Raw genomic sequence first — 24,739 nt, forward strand, 5'->3', positions numbered from 1 at the left:
GAATGTCCACGCTTGAAATCCGCGACCTGCACGTGAGCGTCGAGACCAAGGAGGGCCCCAAGCCGATCCTCCGCGGCGTCGACCTGACCATCAACAGCGGCCACACGCACGCCATCATGGGCCCCAACGGCTCGGGCAAGTCCACCCTCGCGTACTCCCTCGCCGGGCACCCGAAGTACGAGGTCACCGGTGGGACGGTCACGCTCGACGGCGCCGACGTCCTCGCCATGAGCGTCGACGAGCGCGCCCGCGCGGGCATGTTCCTCGCGATGCAGTACCCCGTCGAGGTGCCGGGTGTCTCGGTCTCGAACTTCCTCCGCACGGCCAAGACGGCGATCGACGGCCAGGCGCCGCCCCTGCGGAGCTGGGTCAAGGACATGAAGGGCGCCATGGAGGCGCTGCGCATGGACCCGTCCTTCGCGGAGCGCTCCGTCAACGAAGGCTTCTCCGGTGGTGAGAAGAAGCGCCACGAGATCCTCCAGATGGAGCTGCTCAAGCCGAAGATGGCCATCCTCGACGAGACCGACTCCGGCCTCGACGTCGACGCGCTGCGCGTCGTGTCCGAGGGCGTCAACCGGGTCAAGGCGAGCGGCGACGTCGGCGTGCTGCTCATCACGCACTACACGCGCATCCTGCGGTACATCACCCCGGACTTCGTGCACGTCTTCGTCGACGGGCGCATCGCCGAGGAGGGCGGCCCCGAGCTCGCCCAGCGCCTCGAGAACGAGGGCTACGACCGGTTCCTCACCACCGCGACCGCCTGAGCGTCACGCGTCAGCACGACTGCAGCACACGAGATGGTGGTGACCCGTCCGCGGGTCACCACCAGAAGCGAGGGACGATGACCGCCACCGACCTGGGACGGCCCGCAGCGCTGAGCGCCGCGGAGCTCGCCGCCGTGCGCGCCGACTTCCCGCTGCTCGCGCGGACGGTGCGCGGTGACCGTCCCCTCGTGTACCTCGACTCGGGTGCCACCTCCCAGAAGCCCGACCCCGTGCTCGATGCGGAGCAGGACTTCTACCTCGAGCGCAACGCCGCGGTGCACCGGGGCGCGCACCAGCTCGCCGAAGAGGCGACCGAGGCGTTCGAGGCCGCGCGTCGGGCCGTCGCCACCTTCGTGGGGGCGGACGAGGGCGAGATCGTCTGGACGACGAACGCCACGGCCGGGATCAATCTCGTCGCGTACGCGTTCTCCAACGCCACCGCAGGACGCGGGGGAGAGGCCGCGCGCCGGTTCGCCCTCGCCCCGGGCGACGAGATCGTCGTCACCGAGGCGGAGCACCACGCCAACCTCGTCCCGTGGCAGGAGCTCGCTGCGCGGACAGGTGCCGTGGTCCGCTGGATCGAGGTCGACGACGACGGTCGGCTGCGGACGGAGCAGCTGGCCTCGGTGGTCACGGAGCGCACGCGGATCCTCGCGTTCACCCACGCGTCGAACGTCACCGGAGCGGTGACCGACGTCGCGCCGTTCGTCGAGCGTGCCCGCGCGGTCGGCGCGGTCACCGTGCTCGACGCCTGCCAGAGCGTCCCGCACATGCCGGTGGACCTGCACGCCCTCGGCGTGGACTTCGCGGCGTTCTCCGGCCACAAGATGCTCGGACCCACAGGTGTCGGCGCGCTCTACGGGCGCCGGGAGCTGCTCGAGGCGATGCCGCCGGTGACCACCGGGGGCTCGATGGTCGAGGTCGTCACGATGACCTCGACGACGTACGCGCCCCCGCCGCAGCGGTTCGAGGCCGGTACGCAGATGGTCGCCCAGGCCGTCGGGATGGGCGCCGCCGCGACGTACCTCGCGGACCTCGGCATGGAGGCGGTCGCAGCGCACGAGCGCGAGCTCGCTGCCGAGCTGTTGCAGATCGCCCACATCCCGGGTGTCCGGGTCATCGGTCCGCTCGACACGACGAACAGGCTCGCTGCCGTCTCGTTCGTCGTCGACGGTGTGCATGCCCACGACGTCGGGCAGATGCTCGACGACGCCGGCATCGCGGTCCGGGTGGGGCACCACTGCGCGCAGCCGTTGCACCGCCGGTTCGGCATCGCCGCGACGGCCCGCGCCTCCGCGTCCGTCTACACGACCGTCGACGAGATCCGGGTGTTCCGGGAATCGTTGGCGGGTGTCCGGGCGTTCTTCGGACTGACTGACAAGGACGGTGATGCATGACCAGCTCGATGCAGCAGCTCTACCAGCAGGTGATCCTCGACCACTCGCGCACCCCCCACGGGCGCGGCCTCGTCGAGTCCGACCCGGCGGCGCTGGCCGCGGAGTCGCACCAGGTGAACCCGACCTGCGGCGACGAGGTGACGATGCGCGTGCAGTTCACGCAGGACGAGTCGGGCGCCACGCGCGTCGAGCGCGTGAGCTGGGAGGGCCAGGGATGCAGCATCTCGCAGGCCTCGTTGTCCGTCCTCACGGAGCTCGTCACCGGCAAGGACGTCGCCGAGAGCGAGCACGTCGCGTCCGTCTTCCGTGACCTCATGTCCTCCCGCGGGAAGGGCCTCGACGGGGACCTCGAGGAGCAGCTCGGTGACGGCGCGGCATTCACCGGTGTCTCCCAGTTCCCGGCGCGCATCAAGTGCGCGCTCCTCGGGTGGGCCGCCCTGCGGGACACCTTCGCGCGTACCGGGGTCCTGTCGGACTCCCCGGCCCGCTCCACCTCGTCCAGCCACAGCTGACCTCCCAAGGAGACCCCATGACCAGTGACACGACGAACGGCGCGGCGACTGCCGACGCACCCACGAACGTCGCCGACGTCGAGGAGGCCCTCCGGGACGTCATCGACCCCGAGCTCGGGATCAACGTCGTCGACCTCGGGCTCATCTACGGGCTGGTCCTCGACCAGAACAACCACGTGGTCATCGACATGACGCTCACGTCTGCGGCTTGCCCGCTGACCGACGTCATCGAGGACCAGGCCGGCCAGGCGCTCGAGGGCGTCGTCGACGGGTTCCGCATCAACTGGGTGTGGATGCCGCCGTGGGGCCCGGAGAAGATCACCCAGGACGGCAAGGACCAGCTGCGGGCACTGGGCTTCAACGTCTGACGCCGCCTGCCACCAGGACCACGAACGCGCTGCTCGTCGACGACGGGCGGCGCGTTCGGCGTTGCGCACGCCCTCCGGCGGCAGCGCGATCCTTCGGTGGTGCCGCTCGGGCTGCTCAGCGCTGGGGGATGCCGCCCCTCAGAGGGTCGCGGCCTCGAGGGCGTTGCACTGATCGAACGTGCCGCCCTCGTAGCCCGTGGTGAACCACCGCTGACGCTGCTCGGCGGAGCCGTGCGTCCACGCTTCCGGGTTCACGCGGCCGCTCGACGCCTCCTGGATGCGGTCGTCCCCGACCGCCTCCGCGGCGGAGAGGGCGTCGGCGAGCTGCTCCGGCGTGATGGGCTCGAGGAACGCCTTACCCGTGTCCGGGTCGATGGTCCGGGACGCGTTGCCCGCCCACATCCCGGCGAGGCAGTCGGCCATGAGCTCGATGCGGACGGAGTCCGACTCCGGTCCTGCTCCGGACCGGTCGGCGCCGCCCATGGCGCCGGTGATCTGCTCGATGTGGTGACCCACCTCGTGGGCGACGACGTACTGCTCCGCGAGCGGCCCGCCCGATGCGCCGAACTGGTCACGCAGGACGTCGAAGAAGCCCGTGTCGACGTAGACGGTCTCGTCCGCCGGGCAGTAGAACGGGCCGGTCGCACTCGTCGCCGCGCCGCACCCGCTCGTCGTCGACCCGGTGAAGGCGACCGCTGCCGGCATCGTGTACTCGACGCCCGTGTGGTCCGGCAGCGCCGTTGCCCAGTAGGTGTCCAGCGCTTCCAGCGTCCAGCCGTAGCGGCACTCCGAGTCGCTGTTGGCGCGGTCGGCCGTCTCGCACCCCGTGAGGTCCGTCTCTGTCTGTGCCTGACCGCCGCTGTCGTCCTGACCGACGAGGCCCGTCAGGTCGACGCCGAGCAGCTGGGCGATCACGAACAGCGCGATCGCCCCGAGACCACCACCCAGAGCGATGCCGCCAGTGCGTCCTCCGGACCTCTTCCGGACCCGGCTGCTGTCGAAGGATCCGCCCTCCTGGAATGTCATGGGTGGCAGGTTACCCGGCACCAGGGGCTCACACCGCGGCAGCGACGATCGGATCGCGTAACGATCCGGGGTGGTGGTCCCACAGCGGCCGCACAACTCGAGAGTTGCATGTTGCATGTAGATATCGCATACTCTGCGGAGTGGCTCGATTCCGAGCCGTTACACAACGACGTGTAGGAGGTGTGTGTGAGTCGCAAACTCAGGCACGCGATGCTTCCGGTATTCGGGTTCTTGATCTTTATCGCGGCGTGGTTGATCCTGGCCATGAGTGGAGCCCTCGGCGCCGGCCAGGTCCCGAGTCCGGGCGCCGTGCTGAGCACGCTGGTCGATAGGTTCGCTCACGGCGGCCTCCTGAAGGACGTCCAGCTCAGCGTCCTGCGAGTGCTTATCGGCGTGCTGATCGGTTGCACTGCCGCCCTCCCCGTCGGGTTTCTCCTCGCGTGGTACCCGATCCTCCGTGGGATGTTCGACCCGCTCGTGAGCTTCTTCCGAGCGTTGCCGCCCATCGCGCTGATCCCGCTCGTGATCGTCTATCTCGGCATCGGCGAGCAGGCCCGCATCTCCATCCTCGTCTACGCCGCATTCTTCGCGTCGGTCGTCGTGATCTACGAGGGTGTGTCCGCCATCGACCAGATCTACGTGACGGCTGCACGCGCAATGGGCGCGACCGAGCTGGAGCTCTTCCGGCGGGTCGTCATCCCCTTGACGTTCCCACAGGTGCTTGTCGCTGTCCGCGTGGCGCTCGGTGTCTCGTGGGCGACGCTGGTCGCAGCTGAGCTCATTGCTGCGCGGCGTGGTTTGGGCGCGACGATCCAGAGCGCCGCGAACTTCTTCCAGATGGAGCTCATCTATGGGGGCATCATCCTCATCGGCATCGCAGCTCTGGTGATGGACCGGTTGTTGAGCATGCTCATGAAGCGCATGGTGCGCTGGCAAGAAAGGGTGGAACGTTGATGTCCATTCAGGACGACCGGACGACCAAGCCCGTGACGAAGATCCGCTTCGAAGACATCCGGATGGGCTTTGGCGCCGGGAAAAAGCGAGTCGAAGTGATGGACGGCGTCAGCTTTGACGTTCATGACGGAGAGTTTGTGAGTGTCCTCGGCCCCAGTGGTTGTGGGAAGTCCACGCTGATGACGATCGCGGCCGGGTTCCTCATGCCGAGCGGCGGCGTCGCCCGGGTCGACGGGGAGATCGTGACCGGACCTGACCACCGACGAGGAGTCGTCTTCCAGCAGTACGCGATCTTCCCGTGGATGACCGTCGCAGAGAACATTGCGTTCGGACTCACGCTGCGTCGGACACGGCGCCCGAAGGCCGAGGTGGCGGAGATCGTCGACCGGTACGTGAGGCTCATGGGTCTGCAGGGCTTCGAGGGCGCGCTTCCCAAGACGTTGTCCGGCGGGATGCGCCAACGTGTGGCAATTGCTCGTGCGTACGCCACGGACCCCGAGGTGCTGCTCATGGACGAGCCGTTCGCCGCACTCGATGCCCAGACTCGAGAGTTCATGCAGGAACTGCTGCACGACGCGAACCAAGAAGACCAGCGCACCGCGATGTTCATCACCCATTCGGTCGAAGAAGCGATCTTCCTGAGCCATCGCGTGGTCGTCCTCTCGGCGCGCCCGACGACCGTCTACGAGATCATCGACGTAGACGTGCCCTTCCCCCGCAACGCTGAGTCGAGGCTGGCGCCCGAGTTCATCGAGCTCCGACGCCACCTCGAGGGCGTCATGCGCAGCATGTCCCATTTTCCGGCATCGAAGAAGGCATCATGAGAAAACCATTTCGAAATTTTGCTGCTGTCGCCGTTGGGGCCCTCGCGCTAAGCGGGTGTGGGCTGCTCGACGAATCTGACGGTGGCGGCGAAACCATTGAGGGCGCGACTGTGGTTCGTGTCGGCTATCTCCACACGATCGGCGTGGACGACAAGCTGTGGCTGGGCAAGGCAGAGGGATACTTCGCCGACGAGGGTCTCGACCTTCGGCTCAGCCAGTTCGACACCGGGGTAGCGGTCAGCCAGGCTCTCGCCGGCGGCAGTATCGACGTGGCGATCATGGGCGGTGTGACCGCGAACTTCCCCGCGCAGGGCGAGGGCCAGATCTTCATGGCGAACACGATCGAGACCGACACCGGGCAGGTATGGGCGCACCCGGATTCAGGAATCACGTCGATCACTGATCTTCCCGGCAAGACGATTGTGACCACCGAGGGGACGACAGCGGACATCCTACTTTTCCGGGCATTCGAGGAGGCCGGCATAGATCGCGCGGACGTCGACGTCGTCAACGCGGCGATGCCCAACGCTGTCCAAGCATTCGCCTCAGGGTCGACGGACGCGATTGCTCTGTGGGTCCCGTTTGACCTCCGCGTCGTCGATGCCGTCCCGGACGCAGTGCTCGTCGACAGCGGCAAGAACTACCCCGATGCGGCAGTGGTATCAGGCTGGATCGCGAACAACGAGTGGTACGTGGAGAACACGGAGACGATCGAGAAGATCATCGCTGGATGGCTGACGAGCAATGAGGCCTTCCGCGCTGATCAGGAAGCGGCGCTCACCACCGTGCATGCGGAGGCCTATGCGGAGGACGCGACGTTGGAGGACCTTCAGCACCAGATCAGTTTCCAAACTGACTACACGAACGAGGAATGGCTGGAGCACTACCGTTCCGGTGCGGTCCTCAACTGGGTCGGCAAGGCGGAAGAAGCCTTCGTTGCGCTTGGCGGTGTCCCAGAGTACGTCGAGCCTTCCGAGTTCTTCGACACATCACTGTTCATCAGGGTCGCAGAGGAGAAGTTAGGTGAGTGATCGTGTGGTTTCGCGCAGCGTCGGCGTCATCGGTCTGGGTGCGATGGGCTTCCCGATCGCGCGCAAGTTGCACGGCGCCGGAACCAGGCTGAGTGTCTTCGACATCGGGGATGCTGCCCGTAGCCGGGCCACTGCGGCAGGGATCTCGGTAGCGTCCAGCGTCGCCGCTCTCGTGCAATCGAGCGATGTCGTTGTTCTGTCACTGCCCACGCCCGGCATCGTTGACGATGTCATTGATCAGATCGTTGCTGTCGGAGGCACTGCTCCGCTGGTCCTTGACACGAGCACAGTCGATCCACGTACCTCCGCCAGGAGTCAGCAGCTCTTGGCAGCAGCTGGCGGCGACTACGTCGACTGCCCAGTGCTGGGGCGCCCGGGTGCGGTGGGCCGGTGGACGTTGCCGCTCGGCGGTACTGCCTCCGCATGCGGCGTAGCGCAAGATGTCCTGGCGCCGGTCGCCTCCACGATCCTTCCCGTCGGTCCGGTCGGTAGTGGTGTCACTCTGAAGTTGCTGAACAATCTCATGCTCGGCACGATCAATGCCGTCACTGCGGAGGCGCTCGTCCTCGCCGAGGCGGCCGGGCTCGACCCGGGCGTGTTCGTCGATACGGTCATGAATTCCGGGGCAGCCTCTGTGAGCGGCCTTTTCAAGGAGGTTGCGCCGCGCGCTGTAGACGGGAACTTCGACGCCACGTTCTCCGTGCGACTCATGCACAAGGACAACGCGCTGGCCCTCGAGCTCGCGCGGCACCACGGGCTCAACCTCGCGGTGGCTACGGCGGCCCAAGAGCTCAACTCGCAGGCGATCGAGTCAGGTCACGGTGACGAGGACTCTGTAGCCGTGATCAAAGTGCTCGAGTCGTTGAGCGGGTGCGTGGCTCGCCGGCACGGAGCCAGTCACTGAGAGCACGACGGAGCGCCTGCCCAAGGGCCGCTTCTAGTGGTGTTCGCACCATCCGACGGTCTTATTCGTCGTCAGCCGACCACGCAGGCGCTCGCCGGGGGTATCCCGGGCGAGCGCCCACGTGGTCGGCTGTTGAGATGCCGGGCGACCTCATCGAGGGTCTCGGAACCGGGGGCTTCCAGAGGTTCGGGTCGTTGGGGCACGCACTGGCGCAGCACGTCGTCGTTCAAGACGCGTTGACAAGCCAGCGTGGGTCATAGAGCTGGTCAGGTGGCTGGTGCTGCGCTTACGAGCTCAGCGATGTCTTGACGCACGCGAGCCACGTGGGCGGTAGCCGCGGCGCAGGCGGCGTCGGGGTCTCGGGCGGAGATTGCGTTGAAGATCTCTCGGTGCTCGGTGAGTGCGCGCTGGTGCCATACCGGCGTCGCCGAGAGCATTGCGATCGTGATCTTGCCCTGGACGCGCTCGAGCGAGTCGCTCAGCTCTTTGTTCCTTGCTGCTGACCTGATCAGCGCGTGGAACTGCATGTCGAGCTCAATGTGAGACTCCGACCGCTCGACGGCCTTCTCGTGCTCGTTGAGCGTCTTGCGAAGCGCCGCGAGCTCGTCCGGGGTGACCCGCTCGCACGCGAGGCGAGCCGCGAGGCCTTCGAGGGCTCCCCGAACCTCGTAAAGGGGCACGAGCGCTGACGGATCGAGGCTGGTGACGACGGCCCCCTTGTGGGGGGCCTCGGTGGCGAGGCCCTCCTGGACCAGCCGTTGGACAGCCTCACGCACGGGGCTGCGGCTGACGGCGAGCTGGTCCGCGAGGCTGGGGATGCTGAGCTTGGTGCCGGGTGCGATCTGCTTGGTGAGAATCGCACGGTGCAGGCGGTCGTAAACGTCGTCCGCGACGCGCGGGCGTGGCGTCACTTCTTCGAGGTTGAGCATCACGGAGTCATCGGCCTCTCGGACGTGTTTGTCCCGGATCGCCGAGTCTACATGCAGATCCCGCTGCGGGTTGGTGTGTCACCGCGAGCTTTCGTTTGACCAGAATTCACCGAGGGCGCGTGCCAGGATCGTTTTGGGTGGTTGTCCAAGCTCGTCCGCTGCCACGGCGATGTCGTCCCACTCGGGCTGAGCGTTCACGGTCACGCCGTCGTGGGCTGCGAGCTTGACGCGGATGAGCTGCCCGTCGACCGTCACGGTCGTTGTCTCGCGCTCGAGCGCGTATTTCGCAACCCGGTACGCGCGCAGACCGATCGCAGAGGTCCGCGTGAAGATGATCGAGCGCATGGCGGCTGCCGCGGACGGTGTCGTGAGCACACTCAGCGTGTGGGCGGACCGCCCCTTCTTCATGACGATCGGCGTCAGCCACGCGTCCTCCGCCCCTGCTGCCAATAGCGAGGACAGGACGTCGGGCCATATTCTGCCGTCGAGATCGTCGATGTTGGACTCCATGACGATGCTCTCGGAAACGGCGGTGGTGGCAGGGGCGCTAGGCCCAGCCGTGACGCCCGCGTTCGTGCTGTTAAGCGGTGTGCCAATCACAAGTCGAACGACGTTGGCCCGGTCCGCGATGTCGCGGGTTCCGGCGCCGAAGCCCTGGCGAACGACGTGGAGCGGCGGCTGATCACCCCAGGCGCTGGCCAACGCGGTGACCAGTGCAGCCCCTGTCGGTGTGGTGAGCTCCTGCTGGACGGGCCCGCCGTAGCAGGGGACGCCCTTGAGCAGCTGGACGACGGCGGGTCCGGGCACAGCAAGAGTGCCGTGCGCGGCCTGAACAGTGCCGCCGCCCAGTGCGAGCGGAGAGATTACGAGCCGGTCCAGACCAAGGTGGGCGAACCCGGCGCATACGCCGACGACGTCGGCGATGGCATCGAGTGCACCGACCTCGTGGAAGTGGACGTCCTCCGGAGCGCTGTCGTGCACGGTGCCCTCGGCGCGGGCGAGGGCTTCGAAAGCACGCAACGCCTGTTCGCGGCCAGGGAAATCGACGTCCTGGAGCATCGCGCGGATATCGCGCCAGGTCCGGTGGTGGTGAGACTCGTCGACGTCAACGTGCACCTTGGTTGCGGCGATACCGGCCTTCACGACCCGTTCGCGCCGAAGGACGATGCGCTCCGGCGCGACCGACGCGACCGCGGCATCGATGACCGACAGCGGAACGCCGGCGTCGACGAGCGCGCCGAGGAGCATGTCGCCGCTGACCCCCACCGCGCACTGCAGCCACCCGATCATCGTGCGCCCACCCGTGGCTGTGCCCGGCGTGCGATGCGAGCGGCATGGACTCCGGCGCCGAAACCGTTGTCCACATTGACGACGACGATGCCGGGTGCGCACGAGTTGAGCATGGAGAGCATGGCAGCGTATCCGTGGGCCCCGGTCCCGTATCCCGTCGAGGTCGGTGCTGCGACGAGGGGAACCCCGGTGAGCCCGCCGACGACGCTCGGCAGGGCGCCTTCCATCCCCGCGACGACGACGAGGGCGTCGGCCTCGTCGAGACGGTCGCGGACAGCGAGGATCCGGTGGAGTCCTGCAACGCCGACGTCGTTGATGCACTCGACGCCCGCGCCGTGCGCCGTTGCGGTCACAGCAGCCTCACCGGCGACGGTGGAATCGGCTGTGCCCGCGCTGAGCACGAGGACCAGGCCTCGAGGTTCAGGTAATGGACCGAGCAGCGCGGTTCGAGAGGTGGCGTCGACGACGGCGTCGGGCAGTTCGGCACGCACCGCAGCGAGAGTTGCGGTGTCGAGGCGCGTCGCGAGGATGGCCCGGTCGTTGGTCTCTCGTGCGAGAGCTCTGAGGATGGAGACGACTTGTGCGGGCGTCTTCCCCTGGCCGTAGACGACCTCCGGATCCCCGGTACGAGACGTCCGCCCGATGTCGAGGCGGGCGAACCCGAGGTCGAGGATCGCGTCCGGACTGTGTCGGCCCTGCGTGGTCTTGGAGCGTGAGTCCTTCGTTGTCATGGCCGCGTCAGCCTCGCGTGGCGGTGAGGTGGAAGGCCGGCTTGCTCAGCTCGGGGACCACGAGGACTCGGGGTTCACGCCCGAGGCTCGCCCGGGCTTCGCGTAGCGCTTCCTCGACGGTTGATGTCGTCCGGGCACCCATGGCTCGGGCCAGACCTGGCTTCTTTGCTCCAGCGACATAGATCGCACTGGAGTGTTCCCGGGCGAGTCCGCCCATGTAGATCATGGAGAAGGCGTGGAACGGGTGGTACCCGAAGTTGTTCCGGTACTGGTAGATCCACTCGGCATCGGTTGCCAGTCCTTCTTCGTGCTCGCGCATGTCGGCTGGGTGCTGGCAGCCCTGCAGGAGCTCAAACGCTGCCTCGTAGGGCGGAAACTCCGAGGAGTTGAACCAGCCGTCGCAGACGGATGCCGCGATGACGACCGGCTTGTCGACTAGGGCCTTCTTGGCGCGCACGACGCTCGCTCCGATAGCTTGCATCATGAGCACGGGGTTGCTGCCCATGCCTGCCCCGTAATGGAAGTTTCGCGGCATGCCGACGATGAGGATGTCGGCTGGCTCTATGTCGAGCTGCAGATCGGTACGAGCGGTCGCGAGCGGCCAAGACGCCTGCTCCACCTCCGGGATGGTCCCGGCGAACACTCCGAGCTGTCGCGACCGGGAGTCGAGGACGGCGTCGACGCTGAAGAACGGCCTGGCCATGGCCTCCTCCATGCGGCGTCCGATGGCGGTGAGTTGTGCGCGGAAGCGGCTGGACGTGGAGGCGGGCACGAAGTCGTCGCGGTAGAGGCTGCGGGGGGAGTGGTGTGACGCGATGGAGCGCCAGGATGTCAGACCGGTCGCCGGCATCTTGTACCCACCACTGAAGCCACCGTACGGGTTGCCAGCGGTGTGACCGATGAGGACGGCAAGGTCGGACTCGATGACGGTCCTGTTGGCTTGGACGGCGTCGCCGAGCGCAGACTCGCCGAGGTCGACCATGTTCCCGGGGTCCTCGGCGTCATGGTTGACGAGGTTCTCCGCCGGGATGCGGTCGAGAACATCCTGGCCGAGGTAGTCGACCATCTCCGCCAGGCGATTCTTGCGGTGGAGTCCGATGGCGCACACGAGTGTGATGTCACGGGGGTCGACCCCGGCTGCCTCCAGCTGGTCGAGGATGAGGGGTAGCGCGACCTTGCGGTGCGCGGTGGCGTGGGTGCCGCCCTTGACACGGTCGGGGAATGCCACAGCGACCTTGGAGCCAGGGCCGACGAGCGCGCTGATCGGCGGTGTGCCGAGAGGGGAAGCCAGTGCTAAGCGCGTCGCACCGATCGGGTCCTCCAGTGCTGGAGGTTCGTGGTGCGCTGCATCGGCCCGCACGACGGTCGCATCATCTGGCAGCTCGACAACTACGTGGCCGTCTCCGTACTCAAGTGTCTCGCGCATCTCTGTCCTCTCATTGGCGGGCTATGACTAACTTCATGTTACATGTAGATTGAACTTGCAGGTCGCCGATACCCGGCGTCGGTGGTCACGGACAGGAGACGTGAAATGAGTGCAACGACGCTCGCAAGCGCTTTGTACGACCCGTTTCGGGAACTTCCCGACGACGAGGAGCAGTGCGCAGTGCGGTTCGCCGACGCGATCAGTCACACCGCGAAGGTCGCGGTCGCGTTCTCCGGGGGGGTCGACTCGAGCGTCGCGCTCGCGCTCGCCGTCCGGAGCAAGGGCGCGGACCAGGTCATCGCTGTGCTCGGTGTGAGCCCGAGCCTGGCCAAGGCCGAGCGCGAGCAGGCTCATCACGTCGCGTCCGTCATGGGCGTCGTGCTTGTCGAGGTGCTCACGCAAGAGATGGATGACCCGAGGTACGTGGCGAACGACGCAGACCGATGCTATTTCTGCAAGCATGAGCTCTACTCGCGGTCCGCTCTCGAGAGCGTCTCCGCGACGGGAGCACACGCTCTGCTGAACGGAGACACCGCCGACGACGCCGTGACCACCGACCGTGCAGGCCGCCGAGCGGCCCTCGAGCTCGGTGTCATCTCGCCCCTCGTTGATGCTGGGATCGGTAAGACGCACGTGCGGTCGATCGCGCGCAGCCTCGGTCTGCCGGTCTGGGACAAGCCATCGTCCCCGTGTCTCGCCAGTCGCATCCCGCGCTCGGTCCCGGTCACCATCGGACGACTGCAAGAGGTCGAGCGGGCCGAGGACGGGTTGCGCGCGCTCGGACTGCGTGAGCTGCGCGTGCGCCACCGTGAGGGAACCGGCCTCGTCCAGCTCGGTCCGAACGAGGAGGTGCTCGCCCAGGACGCGGCCGTCCGCGCCGACATCGAGAAGGCTGTCCGGGATGCCGGGTTCCAGCATGTCGAGATGTCTCCGCAGACTTTGCGCAGGGCATGACCGGAAATGCGGCCAAGGCGCCACGTGCCCGGTTCCCTCGCTCCGTGTACGGGTTCGGCATCGAGCCTGACGTGCGTTTCACGTTCGCAAACGAGAGAACTTTCCTGGCCTGGGTGCGCACCGCGCTCGCACTCGACGCTGCTGGCGTCGCGCTCCAGGCGTTCGCGTTGCCCATCGATGGAGGAATGGCCAGAGCCGCTTCCTTTGTCTTTGTCCTCCTGGGGACAGCGGCGCCCGCACACGCGTGGATCAGCTGGACTCGGGCCGAGCGTGCGATGCGCCAGAGTCGACCCTTGCCGGCGCCCGGGTTCGCGAGCTGGTTGGGACTGGGGACTCTCGTGGGGGGCTTGCTCGTGCTCCTCGGGCTCCTCCTCGGATGACCACGGTCCGCACCGTCTTCGACGACGGGCTGCAACCAGAGCGCACCGCACTCGCTTGGCGCCGTACGGCGCTCGCACTCGCGACCGCGGGAGCGGTAGGCGCCCGGCTGCTCATGCCCGTCCTGGGGTGGAGCGCGGTTGCACTCGGCTCAGTCGTGGTTCTCGGCTCTGTCGCTGTCCAGGCGTGCGCGACCGCACGGTACTCAGGGATCAACCACTATGTCGTCCTTGGCACTCGGCAGGCGCTCCCCGACGCGCGGCTGCCTGCCCTCATGGCAGTGCTGGCGGTCATGACGAGCGGCGGCGCCCTGACCTATCTGATCTGGCAAGTGTGATCCAGGCCGGACACGAACGGAGGACACCATGAGTTCACTCACGGAGCGTGCCATGTGTTGCAGTGGACGCAGGACGTTGAGGCGCCCCTCAGGGCTCAGGGCCTGTGCGCTTCTCATCGCCGCTGTGCTCGCAGCTACGGCGGGTTGCGCGGACGTGACACGTACCGGCGCGGTCGACGACCGGTCCGACGCACTCGTCCTTGCAGACGGGTACGAGACGGAGGCGCTCAACCCGGTTGCTGGACACGGCGCCAACGGGGCCTCACGGTTCTACGATGGGCTCGTCCGGCTTGGAGCCACGACCGACGACGGCATCCCGACGCTGGAACCCGCTCTGGCCGCCAGCGCTCCGCAGGCCAACTCGGACGCGACAGTGTGGACGGTGCGCCTGCGCGAGGGGACGACCTTTCACGACGGCAGCGCATTCGGAGCCGAGGATGTCGTGGCGACCTATCAGGCAGTCATCGACCCCGCTGTCGCGTCCCCGTTGGCGTCCAACCTGTCGATGCTCGACTACGTCGAGCAGGTCGACCAACACACTGTCGAGTTTCACCTCGACGCAAGCTATGTGCCCTTCGCCAGCAAGCTGTTGCTCGGTATCGCACCGAGCGAGGCGGTCGAGCTCGGGACCCCCGTCGAACGGTGGGCACTGAACACCGAGCCGATCGGCACGGGGCCGTACTCGCTTGACGCACTCCGCGGCGACCAGGCCGTGCTCATCGCGAATCCCAACTACTGGGATGGAGCGCCCGAAGTCAGACAACTGACGCTCGTGACCGTCCTCGACGACAACACACGGGCCCAGCGGATGGCAGCCGGCGATTTCGATGGAACGACGCTTCCACCGTTGGTGGCTCGCACATTCGAGCACGACGACGACATCCAGGTGGTGAGTTCCAGGAGCGCAGACTTCCGCTCCGTCACGTTGCCCACAGGGAATCCTGTCACGCGCGACCCTGCTATCCGGATGGCGCTGAACCTGGGTGTCAATCGCGACTCCGTCGTCGAGCACGTCCTCGGCGGGTACGGCACCGCTGCATCGACCCCCGTCCCCCCGGCCTTCGGGGACCTGTATGTTCCAGACGCCCGCTTCGAGTACGACCCCGACCGCGCCCGGGCGCTCCTTGACCAAGGTGACTGGGTACCGGGGGCGGACGGGATTCGCGAGAAGGACGGGCAGCGGGCGGAACTCACGCTGATGTACTTCCCCGAAGACACCCTGCGCCGGGACCTCGCCACTGCGTTCACCAGCGACGCGCTCGTGCTCGGCATCGAGGTCACTCCGGAGGCTGTCGATCGATCCGCGTTCCAGCCGCGGTTGTCGACTGATGCCGGGGTCGTCGGCGGTGGCGACTACCCGTTCGACCCTGACACGCACCTCTTTCCTGTCCTATCGTCCTCCTTCAACGCGGACGGCGTTGGCGGCGCGTTCGACAACCCGGGCGAGTACAAGAACGCATCCGTTGACGCCGCGCTCGAGTTCGGCAGGACGTCCACTGACCCCATCAAGCGCGCCGAGGCGTATCGAGCGGTGCAGCTCGAGTACATCGCGGATCCAGCCCAAGTCACCCTCGTGTTCCTCGACCACGTGTACGTGATGCGTGACAACGGGTGGCACGGGTTCGAGACCGTTCTCGAACCTCATTCCCACGGCGTCAGCTGGGGGCCGTGGTGGAGCGTGGCACGGTGGACGCGGGACGCATGAGGTTGACGGTTGCGCGGATCGCCCTGCGGCGCCTCGCTGCGGCGGTACCCGTCATGCTCGCGGTCTCCCTGGCCGTGTTCGCGCTCGCCGCAGCCTCGCCGTTTGATCCCCTGGTCGGGTATTTCGGTGACCAGTACTTCACAGCGAGCACGGCTGCACAGGAAGCCACGGTCGAGGAACTCGGCCTCGACGAACCCTGGCTGGTCCAGTACCTCCAGTGGCTTGCCCAGCTCGTCAGCGGGGACCTTGGCATCTCCCGCTCGTTCGGACAACCGGTCGTCACAGTCCTCGCCGACCGACTCCCCGCCACGTTCCTGCTGATGGGGACGGCCATGCTGATCGCGGTACCGACCTCGCTCGTTCTTGGAACCTGGGCAGCGTGCAGGCCCGGAGGTCTCAGTGATCGGGCGATCACGTGGAGTGCCACTGCGGTCCAGGGCATCCCTCCTTTCCTGCTCGCGATGATCTCGGTCGTCACGCTGAGCGTCGGCCTGCGGCTCCTGCCCGTCGGAGGCCTCACCGATGCAGGAGAAGTCGTCGGCCTTGTGCAGGTCGCCCGACACCTCGTTCTCCCCGCAGGCGTCCTCGCCGTGTCGATGATGCCTTGGCTCGTGCTCCACCTCAGAGAGTCACTTGCGGCTTCCTTGGCGGAGGACTATGTGCGCGGCGCACGCTCCCGCGGACTCACTGAGGGCACCGTTCTCCTTCGGCACGCTCTGCCCACCGCGCTCTTGCCGTTCGCGACGGTCGTCGGCTCAAGGATTGCCGAACTGGTCGGTGGTGCCATCGTGGTTGAGGAGATTTTCTCATGGCCGGGTCTCGCTCAAGCAGTCGTGACAGCGGCCCAGCGTGTCGACTTCCCGCTCCTCGCGGCGCTGTCCTTGCTCGCGACGGCGGCCGTCCTGCTCGGTTCCCTGGTCGCTGACGTCGTCTATGCCGTGCTCGATCCCCGGGTCAGTATCAATGCTTGACGCACCTTGGCGGGTGGCATCGAGCCCGCGCATGCTCGCGCATCCCGCCAGACGGACCGGGGTGTGGATTCCGTGCACGGTTCTCGCGGTCGTCGTCCTCTACGCCGTCGTGGTACCCGCAGTGCTGCACGTCGATCCACGGGAGGCGGACTTCTCTGCAGCGCGCACCACTCCCTCGGCCACCGCGTGGTTCGGCACCGATTCCGCGGGCCGTAGTCTCTTCGTCCGGGTTGCCGAAGGGCTGCGAGTCTCGCTGCTCGTCGCTGGCGCCAGCGCCCTTCTTGCCGCGACGCTCGGCGCAGTCGTCGGCGCGCTGAGCGCTGTGGCCGGCGGGCTCGTAGACGCCGTAGTCATGCGGTGCATCGACACTGTGAACGCGGTGCCGCACCTTCTTACGGGAGTCGTAATTGTCGCCCTCTATCCGGGGAACGTCTGGGTCATCATGCTGTCGATTGCTCTGACGCATTGGACCCAAGTCGCTCGTGTCGTCCGCGCTGAAGCGCTCTCGCTGCGATCGCGTGAGTTCATCGATGCGGCAATTTGCGGTGGGTCGTCTCGCTGGTACGTCACGCGGCGCCATGTGCTGCCCGCCGTCCTACCGCAGGCGATCTTGTGCAGCGCGCTCATGGTCCCGCACGCCGTATGGCACGAGTCGACCTTGAGCTTCCTCGGTCTCGGGCTCGCCCCGCACCAGGCGAGCCTGGGCACCCTCCTTGAGGACGCTCGCACATCGATCCTTCTTGGCGCATGGTGGACCTTGGCTTTCCCAGCAGCGGCATTGCTGGTCACCACCTTCGCCGTCACGACCCTCGCACACCACGTGCGTCCGGTGTCCGCGGGCGCCGACCAGCGGAGTGCCGCGTGACCGCGCCGGTGATCGAGACACGCGCTCAAGCCGTCGTTCCTCACGCGGCATTCGGGGACTGTGCACGCGTCGCACCGGACGCGGCGCTCACCGTGAGCGACCTCGGTGTCCGGCTCACGACCGGTCGGCGCCGCCGACAGCGCATCCATGCCGTGACAGACGTCTCTCTGACGCTCCGAGCTGGCCAGGTCACCGTGCTGGTGGGGGAGAGCGGCTCAGGAAAGTCCACCCTCGTCTCCGCGCTGCTCGGACTCCTCCCGCCGAATGCGAACATTCGCGGCCGGGCGATCCTCGCGGCACGCGGTGGGGCCCCGAGCGTCGATCTCCTCGCCATCTCGGATCGCACGTTCGCGACGCGTGTCCGCGGTCGCCGGATCGCCTACGTCCCCCAGTCGGTCGCAACCCACCTCACACCTGTACGGACAGCCTTGAGCCAACTGGCTGAGACTGTCAGGACGCTCGAACCCGACGTGGGGGACGTCGCCGGACGCGTCCGGGAGATCGCCGATCGGGTGCAGCTGGATGCCGGCGACCTGCGGCGGTACCCACATGAACTCTCGGGAGGGGTGGCTCAGCGCGTCGCGATCGCCATGGCACTCGTTGGCAACCCCGACGTTATCGTGGCCGACGAGCTCACAACGGGGCTCGATCATGCGCTCGCAGATCTGGCCGTCGATGGGCTCCGTTCACTGGCGGACGAGGGTCGGACTGTCCTTCTCGTGACGCACGACCTCAGGGCGGCGGGGCGGGTAGCAGATGAGCTGGCTGTCATGTATGCGGGACGGCTTGTCGAGGTCGGCCCGGCGCTCGAGGTGCTGAACAATCCCTGGCACGACTACACCTCGGCGCTTCTCGGTGCGCTCCCGGAGAACGGTCTTGTCCCGATGCCCGGGGACCCGGCACAGGTGACGTCGGAGGAGTCGGGCTGTCTCTTTCATGAGCGAGTGCGCGGAATCTGTGATGGTTCGACCGCCCGGCAGATTGGCGCTCGCAGGGTCGCGTGCGGTCAGGGTGTGCTCGGTGATGCACGCCAGGCGACAGAATCAGGGAATGGCGCGTGCTGAGCGTTCGTGGACTCGTCGCGGGGTACGTCCACGGGCACCCGGTGCTCGACCGGATTGAACTGGACCTCGCCCGTGGAGAAATCGTCGGACTGGCAGGGGAGAGCGGCAGCGGCAAGTCGACGCTGGCGCGAGTCTTGTGTTTCCTCCTCAGACCCTGGGAGGGAGAGGTGCTGCTCGACGGTGAGCGCGTGACCAGCCAGCGGTACGGGGTCGCACGGCCTCGGCGAACCGCAGTCGGAGTCGTCTTCCAGTCTCCGCGCCACTCGGTCGATCCGCGACTGATGCTTCGTGAAGTGATCCTCGAACCGCTGCGTTCCGCACGCACACCTCGGGCGGATCAGGAAGAGAGGCTGACGGAGCTCCTCCCCATGGTTGGCCTCACGGCGTCTCTCATGGACAGGCTTCCACACGAAGTGAGTGACGGGCAGCTGCAACGTGCATGCCTCGCGCGGGCGCTCGTCCTGCGGCCACGGTATCTCGTGTGCGACGAGATGACGGCGATGCTCGATGCACCATCGACAGCGCGGATCGTGCGGTTGATCAAGGAGATCGTGGAAACTGATGGAACCGGGGTTCTCATGATCAGCCACGATGAACGCCTGCTCGACGTGTCCTCGGACAGGCTGGAGCGTCTGGGTCGCAATGGGCGGCTGGTGCGATAGAGCGGAGCGGACCAGCCTGACGATTGCTGCCTCTCACGGTCGGTGCCGCTCACCTAGCGGTGGTCCACAGCGTGTCCGGTCTGGTGCCGGTCCGCGCTGTCCTCGTCGTCGGACCCCTCGAGGATGCCGCGGGCGGACAACGCATCACCCGTGGTGTGGGCGCGCGCGACGGCGCGGAGCGCGAACGGCACGAGCAGTGCGCGGAGGTTGCGCTCGAGACCGCGCGCCCGGGCGGCGTCGCGCACCTCTGCGGTGATGGAGATGAGAGCGGGGATGGAGCGGAGCATGAGGGCGATGGCTAGGGCGAGTGCTTGCGGGTCGAGCCCCACTCTGCGCAGCGGGCGCGCAGCCCGGACGAGCACGTCGATCATCCGGTCGGTGCGTGTCGTCGCCGTGACGACGGTCGCGAGCACGACGAGCGTGACGAGCGTCCCTGCCGTGACGGCGCCCTGGTGCCAGTCCCTCGACCACCACTGGTACAGCCCGAGGAGGCCCGCGACGACGAGGATGGGGAGCAGCGAACGGAGGGTGCGCCCGAGCGGCAGGCGGGCGACGGCGATGAGGCTCAGGGCTGCGACGAGTGCGCCGCCGACGACGGCGGGGTCGCGCGCGAGGGACAGCGCGACCGACACGACGAGCAGGCCAAGGAACTTCGGTCCGGGTGCGAGGGTGTGCAACCACGAGGTCCCGGGGGTGTAGATGCCCAGCGGCCCCGCCCAGGGGGGCCGTTCGGAGCGGCGCCGGCGCCTCATCGGTCGTCTGCGGCGCTCCACCGCTGGGACATGAGCTGCCGGTAGTGGGAGACGGCGGGAGCGGGAGCGCCGTCGAACACGACGGCTCCGCGGTCGACGACGAGCACGCGCTCGGCGCGCGCGGCTGCGTCGAGGTCGTGGGTGACCTGGATGACCTGCTGGTCCACGGATGCGAGCAGCTCGTCGACATGGGTACGCCACCGCAGGTCGAGGAGCGTCGTCGGCTCGTCGCACACAAGGATGCGAGGTTCCGTCGCAAGCACCCCTGCGAGGGCCAGGAGCTGCTTCTGCCCACCGGAGAGGGCATGGATGCTCACGTCGGCGAGATGGGCGAGGGAGAACCGTTCGAGGATCGCCCGTGCCCGGGCGTCCCGCTCCCGTCCTGAGAACCCGAGACGGCGCAGGGAGAGGCCGATGTCCTCGACGGGCGTGGGCATGACGAGCTGCGCATCCGCATCGCTGAACACGAAGCCGACCATCCGCCGCACGCGAGCACCGTCGTCGTGGGAGTCGAGCCCGTGGACCCGGACGTAGCCGGTCGTCGGGACCGCGAGGCCGTTGATGAGCCGGGCGAGCGTCGACTTGCCGGACCCGTTCGCACCTATGACGACGATGCGGCGCTCGTGGAGCGTGAGCGTCGTCCGCTCGAGGATCGTGATCTCGTCAGGGGCACGCTTACGAGTGGCGCGGCCGCCGCCGGTGCCACGGACGACGACGCTGGCGTCGTCGAACTCGATCACGAGGACGTCACGGCCGTCACGGGCGACGGGTGCGACGCGGGCGGAGGTCGGGGAACGCCCGCAGGACAGCGGTCGCCACGATGGCCGCCACGGCGCTCTTGACGAGGTCACCGGGGATGAAGACCGCATCGGAGACGACGGCCTCGGCGAAGGACTGGTTCGCGTGCCACATCCACCCGAGGATGCCGAGGGGGTGGATGGTCAGCATGCTCGCGGCGACGCAGGACGCGAACGTCAGGCCGGTCTGCGCTGCGCGGCTCGCGCTCGCCGGGATCCGGGCCACGAGGGCGCCCGCGATCATCGCAGCGAGGGGGAACGCGGCGATGTACCCGGCGGACGGGGTGAGGAACACGCCAGGCCCGGAGCGTCCCTGGGAGAAGATCGGGACGCCGGCCACCGCGACGGCGATGTAGAGCAGCACCGCGAGGGCAGCCCGCCGCCAGCCGAGGACCGCGCCGGTGAGCATGATGGCGAACGTCTGGAGCGTGATCGGCACCATCGACCCGCCGACGTTGATCGCGGGGAGGATCGCGCACACGGCGATGAGCGCCGCGAAGGTCGCGATGAGGGCGATGTTCGTCGCGGGGGAGGAACGGACGATCTCCCGGCGCACCGGTTCCTGCGCGTCGTCGTGCTGAGCCGCGGGGTATGGATCATCTGGCGTCGGGCTGCTCGTCGCCGGGCTGTGGGGGGTCGTCGTCTGTGCGCGTGCCGTGTCCTTCATCGCGTCTCCCATGGGACTCGGGGCCCTCCGCTCGTGCGGGACGTGCGCGGATCACACGTGTGATCGGTGCAGCTGGTGCCTGGTGAAGGCTATCGACCGATAGAATCGATGGCGTTTGTGCCCGCCCCCAACACTTGTGGGCATCCTACGGAGGAAACCTCAGTGATCACTGCTCACGCCGTCGAACTACGCTTCGGCGCCCGGGTGCTCCTCGAAGAGGCTTCTTTTCGCATCGCTCCGGGCGACCGGATCGGTCTCGTCGGGCGCAACGGCGCCGGCAAGACGACCCTGACGAAGACCCTGGCGGGGGAGACACTCCCCACCAAGGGCCAGATCACCCGCACGGGTGACATCGGCTACCTTCCCCAGGACCCGCGGACCGGCGACATGGAGATGATCGCCATGGACCGGGTCCTCTCGGCCCGCAACCTCGACAAGCTCGTGCGGCAGATGCGTGAGACCGAGGGCGCGATGGCGAGCGCCGACGAGGAGACCCAGCTCGCGGCGATGGAGCGGTACCCGGCGCTCGAGGAGCGCTTCACCGCTGCCGGTGGGTACGCCGCGGAGAGCGAGGCCGAGCGCATCGCCTCCAACCTCGGCCTCGACGAGCGCGTGCTCTCCCAGCAGATCGGGACGCTCTCCGGCGGTCAGCGACGCCGGGTCGAGCTCGCCCGCATCCTGTTCTCGGGCGTCGGCACGCTGCTGCTCGACGAGCCCACGAACCACCTCGACGCCGACTCCATCGTCTGGTTGCGCGAGTACCTCAAGAGCTACGCCGGCGGCTTCGTCGTCATCAGCCACGACAACGAGCTCATGCGAGCCACCGTCAACAAGGTGTTCCACCTGGACGCGAACCGTGGAGAGCTCGACCAGTACAACCTCGGCTGGGACGCCTACCTCCTGCAGCGGGAGACGGACGAGCGCCGCCGCCGCCGCGAGCGGACCAACGCCGAGAAGAAGGCGTCGGTGCTGCTCGTGCAGGCCGAGAAGATGCGTGCCAAGGCCACCAAGGCCGTCGCAGCCCAGAACATGATCCGCCGCGCCGAGCGCATGCTCAGCTCCCTCGAGGGCGAGCGCGCGAGCGACAAGGTGGCCAAGCTGCGGTTCCCGACTCCCGCCCCCTGCGGGCGCACGCCCCTGACAGCCTCGGGCCTGAGCAAGGTCTACGGCTCCCAGGAGGTGTTCACCGGGGTCGACCTCGCGATCGACCGCGGCAGCCGCGTCGTGATCCTCGGCCTCAACGGTGCTGGGAAGACGACGCTGCTGCGCATCCTGGCGGGCGTCGAGGAGCCGAACTCCGGCGAGGTGCACCCGGGGCACGGGCTCAAGCTCGGGTACTACGCCCAGGAGCACGAGACCCTCGACATGAACCTCACGGTCGTGGAGAACCTGCGTCACAGCGCCCCGGACCTCACCGACGGCGAGGTGCGCTCGACCCTGGGGTCCTTCCTGTTCTCCGGTGACGACGCGAACAAGCCCACGAAGGTGCTCTCCGGCGGTGAGAAGACGCGTCTCGCGCTCGCTGCCCTCGTCGTGTCCTCGGCGAACGTGCTGCTCCTGGACGAGCCGACGAACAACCTCGACCCGGCATCCCGCGCCGAGATCCTCGGAGCGCTGAAGAGCTACGAAGGCGCCGTCGTCATGGTCACCCACGACCACGGCGCGGTGGAGGCGCTCGCCCCCGAGCGGGTGCTGCTCCTGCCCGACGGCGACGAGGACCTGTGGAACGACGGCTACGCGGAGCTCATCGAGCTCGCCTGACCCCGGCTCCCGCACAGCTGGTGCGAGCCGCGTCAGCTGTGCGGCACGAGCACGGTCAGCGCGCGCGGTGCGAGGCGATGAGGTCGTCCTCGTCGTCCTCCGCCGACCGTCCGCGCCCACGTCCGGGACCGCTGCCGCGCCCGGCGTGCGAGGGGTCGGCGAACGGGTGCGGGGCCCCGTCCAGGTCGGCGAGGACCTGCTCGTGCTTCTCCCGGCGCACGAGCACGACCGCCCCGATGCCGGCACCTGCCGCGAAGACCCACCACTGGAAGGCGTAGGACAGGTGGGAGCGCGGGTCGGTGTCGGGCTCGGGCAGCGGCCGCGGAGCGTCAGACGGCGCCGGCTCCTCCGTGGCGAGCGCACCGTACGCACCGTACGTCGCACCTTCCGCCCAGCCCGCCCCGTCCGGACCCGCCTCGAGCACCTGCGCGGTGTTGATCGCCTGGACCTGGCCGACCGGTGCGCCCCGCGACGAGGGGGCTTCGTCCGCGCGGAGCCGCACGACGATCTCGACCTCTCCGGAGGGCGGCAGCGGCATGTCCGCGCCCGTCGTGTCGCTCCGGTACTGCGACCATCCCCGGTTGACGACGAGCACGGTTCCCGAGTCCGTGACGAACGGGACGAGGACGTGCACGGCCGGCTGGCTGTCGACCGGACGGTTGCGCAGCAGCACGGTCGCCTCGGGGACATAGGTACCGCGCACCCGCACCGGCCGCCACACGTCGTCGTCGTCGACGGGTGAACCCACGTCGGGCAACAGCTCGGCGAGGTCCACGGGCTCCGCCGCGTAGTTGGAGGTGATGAGGTCGATCGCGGCGTCGCGCGCGACGTGCCGGTTCCACTGCCACCAGCCAGCGAGCACGCACACCGTCATGACGAGCGCGACGACGGACCAGAGGGTCACCCATTGCAACGGTGTGCGGGCGGGAGCGGGGGCGGGCGAGGTCAAGGCGTCGGGAACCGCTCGAGGTCGGTGACGGGCACGGTGCTGCGCAGGAACCCACGAGCTCCGAGGAAGGTCTCGAGGTGCTCGCGGTGGTCGCCGCACGCCAGCCACACCTTGCGGCGCTCGGGGGTGTGCAGCTTCGGGTTGTTCCACAGCAGACCCCACGAGGCGTCGGAGCGGCATCCCTTCGAGCTGCACACGAGGTCGTCGTCGGAGACAGGGTCTGCCAGACCCAGGAGGTCAACCACTGCGGTCCGTCCTGTCGTCGTGCGGGCTGGTGTCGTGCGTCGTCGTGCCGGGCGTCGCGCCGTCGGGCGGAGCCGTGGCATGGGACGGCAGCTGACGGTACTCCATGGGTGCGGGTGCGACGGAGCGCCGCGGACGGCCCGAGTTGGCGTCGATGACCGCGAAGTAGGGCAGGAGGACCGCTCCCGCGAGCAGGACCCACATGAGCGGTCCGTCGACGAAGACGGCTCCCGCGAAGCACGCCATGCGGATGGCCATCTGGATGAGGTAGCGCTTCGCCCGACGGGACTGGTCGTCGGCGAGCGACTCCGTGGCGGACGTGATGCTGTGCACCTCGACCGTCGCGCCCCCGCCAGTGCGGGGCCCGGAATGCCCGGCGCCACGAATCTTCACGCTGCCGAGTTTACGCCGGGTGTCTGGGCAGGCTCTGGGAGCAGGGGGACCGATGCTGTGACTCCCAGCACGTCCACGGGACCAC

At 67.9% G+C, this 24,739-nt stretch carries 28 protein-coding genes; 17 read left to right on the forward strand and 11 right to left on the reverse strand.

The annotated features are described in order from the left end of the window. Window positions 1-2 precede the first annotated feature (2 nt). From sufC to AC2AXK_RS05095, 4 genes are all read left to right on the forward strand, one after another. A complete protein-coding gene (gene sufC / locus AC2AXK_RS05080) occupies window positions 3-764 on the forward strand; it encodes a Fe-S cluster assembly ATPase SufC (RefSeq protein ID WP_484344275.1) in 762 nt (253 codons plus the stop codon). Window positions 765-841: 77 nt separating this feature from the next. After that, window positions 842-2,161 (forward strand): SufS family cysteine desulfurase, encoded by a 1,320-nt coding sequence (locus AC2AXK_RS05085; RefSeq protein ID WP_484344276.1) that lies wholly within the window; start codon window positions 842-844, stop codon window positions 2,159-2,161. After that, window positions 2,158-2,673, forward strand: a complete 516-nt coding sequence (gene sufU, locus AC2AXK_RS05090; protein WP_484344277.1) for a Fe-S cluster assembly sulfur transfer protein SufU — start codon at window positions 2,158-2,160, stop codon at window positions 2,671-2,673. The genes AC2AXK_RS05085 and sufU overlap by 4 nt, the downstream gene beginning before the upstream one ends. Window positions 2,674-2,690: 17 nt before the next feature. Then, window positions 2,691-3,041, forward strand: coding sequence for a metal-sulfur cluster assembly factor (locus AC2AXK_RS05095; protein ID WP_484344278.1), 351 nt, complete (start codon window positions 2,691-2,693; stop codon window positions 3,039-3,041). Between the two features lie 138 nt (window positions 3,042-3,179). Here the strand turns inward: AC2AXK_RS05095 and ypfJ are convergent, their stop codons facing one another. Further along, window positions 3,180-4,067 (reverse strand): KPN_02809 family neutral zinc metallopeptidase, encoded by an 888-nt coding sequence (ypfJ, locus tag AC2AXK_RS05100; protein WP_484344279.1) that lies wholly within the window; start codon window positions 4,065-4,067, stop codon window positions 3,180-3,182. A 186-nt stretch (window positions 4,068-4,253) separates the two neighbouring features. Between ypfJ and AC2AXK_RS05105 the strand changes: the two genes are divergently transcribed. The 4 genes from AC2AXK_RS05105 to AC2AXK_RS05120 are packed head-to-tail and all read left to right on the forward strand — an operon-like array spanning window position 4,254 to window position 7,780. After that, window positions 4,254-5,021 (forward strand): ABC transporter permease, encoded by a 768-nt coding sequence (locus AC2AXK_RS05105; RefSeq protein ID WP_484344280.1) that lies wholly within the window; start codon window positions 4,254-4,256, stop codon window positions 5,019-5,021. Then, a complete protein-coding gene (locus AC2AXK_RS05110; RefSeq protein ID WP_484344281.1) occupies window positions 5,021-5,845 on the forward strand; it encodes an ABC transporter ATP-binding protein in 825 nt (274 codons plus the stop codon). The genes AC2AXK_RS05105 and AC2AXK_RS05110 overlap by 1 nt, the downstream gene beginning before the upstream one ends. Beyond that, window positions 5,842-6,876 carry an ABC transporter substrate-binding protein gene (locus AC2AXK_RS05115; RefSeq protein WP_484344282.1) on the forward strand — a complete coding sequence of 345 codons (1,035 nt, stop codon included), beginning with the start codon at window positions 5,842-5,844 and terminating at the stop codon, window positions 6,874-6,876. The genes AC2AXK_RS05110 and AC2AXK_RS05115 overlap by 4 nt, the downstream gene beginning before the upstream one ends. Continuing rightward, complete coding sequence (locus AC2AXK_RS05120; RefSeq protein WP_484344283.1) at window positions 6,869-7,780, forward strand: NAD(P)-dependent oxidoreductase; 912 nt, start codon at window positions 6,869-6,871, stop codon at window positions 7,778-7,780. Before AC2AXK_RS05115 ends, AC2AXK_RS05120 begins: the two co-directional genes overlap by 8 nt. A gap of 266 nt (window positions 7,781-8,046) precedes the next feature. Here AC2AXK_RS05120 and AC2AXK_RS05125 read toward each other — a convergent pair whose 3' ends face one another. The 4 genes from AC2AXK_RS05125 to AC2AXK_RS05140 all read right to left on the reverse strand — a co-directional run bounded on the left by AC2AXK_RS05125 (window position 8,047) and on the right by AC2AXK_RS05140 (window position 12,156). Beyond that, complete coding sequence (locus AC2AXK_RS05125; RefSeq protein ID WP_484344284.1) at window positions 8,047-8,709, reverse strand: GntR family transcriptional regulator; 663 nt, start codon at window positions 8,707-8,709, stop codon at window positions 8,047-8,049. A 78-nt stretch (window positions 8,710-8,787) separates the two neighbouring features. Further along, window positions 8,788-9,999, reverse strand: a complete 1,212-nt coding sequence (gene larC, locus AC2AXK_RS05130; protein ID WP_484344285.1) for a nickel pincer cofactor biosynthesis protein LarC — start codon at window positions 9,997-9,999, stop codon at window positions 8,788-8,790. After that, window positions 9,996-10,730, reverse strand: coding sequence for a nickel pincer cofactor biosynthesis protein LarB (gene larB, locus AC2AXK_RS05135; protein ID WP_484344286.1), 735 nt, complete (start codon window positions 10,728-10,730; stop codon window positions 9,996-9,998). The genes larC and larB overlap by 4 nt, the downstream gene beginning before the upstream one ends. 7 nt (window positions 10,731-10,737) lie before the next feature. After that, entirely contained in the window at window positions 10,738-12,156 is a 1,419-nt protein-coding gene (locus AC2AXK_RS05140) for a lactate racemase domain-containing protein (RefSeq protein ID WP_484344287.1), read from the reverse strand. 105 nt (window positions 12,157-12,261) lie between these two features. Here AC2AXK_RS05140 and larE point away from each other — a divergent pair, with 105 nt between their 5' ends. From larE to AC2AXK_RS05180, 8 genes are all read left to right on the forward strand, one after another. Beyond that, window positions 12,262-13,110, forward strand: coding sequence for an ATP-dependent sacrificial sulfur transferase LarE (gene larE, locus AC2AXK_RS05145; protein WP_484344288.1), 849 nt, complete (start codon window positions 12,262-12,264; stop codon window positions 13,108-13,110). Beyond that, entirely contained in the window at window positions 13,107-13,490 is a 384-nt protein-coding gene (locus AC2AXK_RS05150) for a YidH family protein (protein WP_484344289.1), read from the forward strand. The genes larE and AC2AXK_RS05150 overlap by 4 nt, the downstream gene beginning before the upstream one ends. Beyond that, window positions 13,487-13,825 carry a DUF202 domain-containing protein gene (locus AC2AXK_RS05155; RefSeq protein ID WP_484344290.1) on the forward strand — a complete coding sequence of 113 codons (339 nt, stop codon included), beginning with the start codon at window positions 13,487-13,489 and terminating at the stop codon, window positions 13,823-13,825. The genes AC2AXK_RS05150 and AC2AXK_RS05155 overlap by 4 nt, the downstream gene beginning before the upstream one ends. Before the next feature lie 28 nt (window positions 13,826-13,853). Beyond that, window positions 13,854-15,530: an ABC transporter substrate-binding protein gene (locus AC2AXK_RS05160; protein WP_484344291.1), complete on the forward strand. Its 1,677-nt coding sequence runs from the start codon at window positions 13,854-13,856 to the stop codon at window positions 15,528-15,530. Further along, the gene (locus AC2AXK_RS05165; protein ID WP_484344292.1) at window positions 15,527-16,501 is read left to right on the forward strand and encodes an ABC transporter permease; all 975 of its coding nucleotides are present in this window, start codon (window positions 15,527-15,529) and stop codon (window positions 16,499-16,501) included. The genes AC2AXK_RS05160 and AC2AXK_RS05165 overlap by 4 nt, the downstream gene beginning before the upstream one ends. 31 nt (window positions 16,502-16,532) lie before the next feature. Next, window positions 16,533-17,366 (forward strand): ABC transporter permease, encoded by an 834-nt coding sequence (locus tag AC2AXK_RS05170; protein ID WP_484344293.1) that lies wholly within the window; start codon window positions 16,533-16,535, stop codon window positions 17,364-17,366. A 92-nt stretch (window positions 17,367-17,458) separates the two neighbouring features. Next, a complete protein-coding gene (locus AC2AXK_RS05175) occupies window positions 17,459-18,430 on the forward strand; it encodes an ATP-binding cassette domain-containing protein (RefSeq protein WP_484344294.1) in 972 nt (323 codons plus the stop codon). Continuing rightward, on the forward strand, window positions 18,424-19,092 hold the full coding sequence (locus tag AC2AXK_RS05180) for an ABC transporter ATP-binding protein (RefSeq protein ID WP_484344295.1): 669 nt from the start codon (window positions 18,424-18,426) through the stop codon (window positions 19,090-19,092). The genes AC2AXK_RS05175 and AC2AXK_RS05180 overlap by 7 nt, the downstream gene beginning before the upstream one ends. 53 nt (window positions 19,093-19,145) lie before the next feature. Here the strand turns inward: AC2AXK_RS05180 and AC2AXK_RS05185 are convergent, their stop codons facing one another. From AC2AXK_RS05185 to AC2AXK_RS05195, 3 genes are all read right to left on the reverse strand, one after another. After that, the gene (locus AC2AXK_RS05185; protein ID WP_484344296.1) at window positions 19,146-19,769 is read right to left on the reverse strand and encodes a CbiQ family ECF transporter T component; all 624 of its coding nucleotides are present in this window, start codon (window positions 19,767-19,769) and stop codon (window positions 19,146-19,148) included. Window positions 19,770-19,840: 71 nt separating this feature from the next. After that, complete coding sequence (locus tag AC2AXK_RS05190; protein ID WP_484344297.1) at window positions 19,841-20,584, reverse strand: energy-coupling factor ABC transporter ATP-binding protein; 744 nt, start codon at window positions 20,582-20,584, stop codon at window positions 19,841-19,843. A 16-nt stretch (window positions 20,585-20,600) separates the two neighbouring features. After that, complete coding sequence (locus tag AC2AXK_RS05195) at window positions 20,601-21,308, reverse strand: biotin transporter BioY (protein WP_484344298.1); 708 nt, start codon at window positions 21,306-21,308, stop codon at window positions 20,601-20,603. A 162-nt stretch (window positions 21,309-21,470) separates the two neighbouring features. On the opposite strand from AC2AXK_RS05195, the gene AC2AXK_RS05200 reads away from it, so the two are divergent. After that, on the forward strand, window positions 21,471-23,069 hold the full coding sequence (locus tag AC2AXK_RS05200; protein ID WP_484344299.1) for an ABC-F family ATP-binding cassette domain-containing protein: 1,599 nt from the start codon (window positions 21,471-21,473) through the stop codon (window positions 23,067-23,069). A 55-nt stretch (window positions 23,070-23,124) separates the two neighbouring features. On the opposite strand, the gene AC2AXK_RS05205 is transcribed toward AC2AXK_RS05200, so the two are convergent. The 3 genes from AC2AXK_RS05205 to AC2AXK_RS05215 are packed head-to-tail and all read right to left on the reverse strand — an operon-like array spanning window position 23,125 to window position 24,654. After that, window positions 23,125-23,973, reverse strand: coding sequence for an SURF1 family cytochrome oxidase biogenesis protein (locus tag AC2AXK_RS05205; RefSeq protein WP_484344300.1), 849 nt, complete (start codon window positions 23,971-23,973; stop codon window positions 23,125-23,127). Between the two features lie 41 nt (window positions 23,974-24,014). Then, the gene (locus AC2AXK_RS05210; protein ID WP_484344301.1) at window positions 24,015-24,263 is read right to left on the reverse strand and encodes a hypothetical protein; all 249 of its coding nucleotides are present in this window, start codon (window positions 24,261-24,263) and stop codon (window positions 24,015-24,017) included. Then, window positions 24,256-24,654 carry a DUF3099 domain-containing protein gene (locus tag AC2AXK_RS05215; protein ID WP_484344302.1) on the reverse strand — a complete coding sequence of 133 codons (399 nt, stop codon included), beginning with the start codon at window positions 24,652-24,654 and terminating at the stop codon, window positions 24,256-24,258. Before AC2AXK_RS05215 ends, AC2AXK_RS05210 begins: the two co-directional genes overlap by 8 nt. Between the last annotated feature and the right edge of the window lie 85 nt (window positions 24,655-24,739).

The organism is Sanguibacter sp. Z6_81, from assembly GCF_057180625.1.

Bases quoted from the DNA above. Each gene is read 5' to 3' on its own strand.
- sufU (WP_484344277.1), top strand. From the start codon at position 2,158: ATGACCAGCTCGATGCAGCAGCTCTACCAGCAGGTGATCCTCGACCAC.
- AC2AXK_RS05110 (WP_484344281.1), top strand. From the start codon at position 5,021: ATGTCCATTCAGGACGACCGGACGACCAAGCCCGTGACGAAGATCCGC.
- AC2AXK_RS05140 (WP_484344287.1), bottom strand. From the start codon at position 12,156: ATGCGCGAGACACTTGAGTACGGAGACGGCCACGTAGTTGTCGAGCTG.
- AC2AXK_RS05085 (WP_484344276.1), top strand. From the start codon at position 842: ATGACCGCCACCGACCTGGGACGGCCCGCAGCGCTGAGCGCCGCGGAG.
- AC2AXK_RS05125 (WP_484344284.1), bottom strand. From the start codon at position 8,709: ATGCTCAACCTCGAAGAAGTGACGCCACGCCCGCGCGTCGCGGACGAC.
- AC2AXK_RS05115 (WP_484344282.1), top strand. From the start codon at position 5,842: ATGAGAAAACCATTTCGAAATTTTGCTGCTGTCGCCGTTGGGGCCCTC.
- AC2AXK_RS05155 (WP_484344290.1), top strand. From the start codon at position 13,487: ATGACCACGGTCCGCACCGTCTTCGACGACGGGCTGCAACCAGAGCGC.
- AC2AXK_RS05170 (WP_484344293.1), top strand. From the start codon at position 16,533: ATGCTCGCGCATCCCGCCAGACGGACCGGGGTGTGGATTCCGTGCACG.
- ypfJ (WP_484344279.1), bottom strand. From the start codon at position 4,067: ATGACATTCCAGGAGGGCGGATCCTTCGACAGCAGCCGGGTCCGGAAG.
- AC2AXK_RS05165 (WP_484344292.1), top strand. From the start codon at position 15,527: ATGAGGTTGACGGTTGCGCGGATCGCCCTGCGGCGCCTCGCTGCGGCG.
- sufC (WP_484344275.1), top strand. From the start codon at position 3: ATGTCCACGCTTGAAATCCGCGACCTGCACGTGAGCGTCGAGACCAAG.
- AC2AXK_RS05160 (WP_484344291.1), top strand. From the start codon at position 13,854: ATGAGTTCACTCACGGAGCGTGCCATGTGTTGCAGTGGACGCAGGACG.
- larB (WP_484344286.1), bottom strand. From the start codon at position 10,730: ATGACAACGAAGGACTCACGCTCCAAGACCACGCAGGGCCGACACAGT.
- larC (WP_484344285.1), bottom strand. From the start codon at position 9,999: ATGATCGGGTGGCTGCAGTGCGCGGTGGGGGTCAGCGGCGACATGCTC.
- AC2AXK_RS05150 (WP_484344289.1), top strand. From the start codon at position 13,107: ATGACCGGAAATGCGGCCAAGGCGCCACGTGCCCGGTTCCCTCGCTCC.
- AC2AXK_RS05195 (WP_484344298.1), bottom strand. From the start codon at position 21,308: ATGAAGGACACGGCACGCGCACAGACGACGACCCCCCACAGCCCGGCG.
- larE (WP_484344288.1), top strand. From the start codon at position 12,262: ATGAGTGCAACGACGCTCGCAAGCGCTTTGTACGACCCGTTTCGGGAA.
- AC2AXK_RS05095 (WP_484344278.1), top strand. From the start codon at position 2,691: ATGACCAGTGACACGACGAACGGCGCGGCGACTGCCGACGCACCCACG.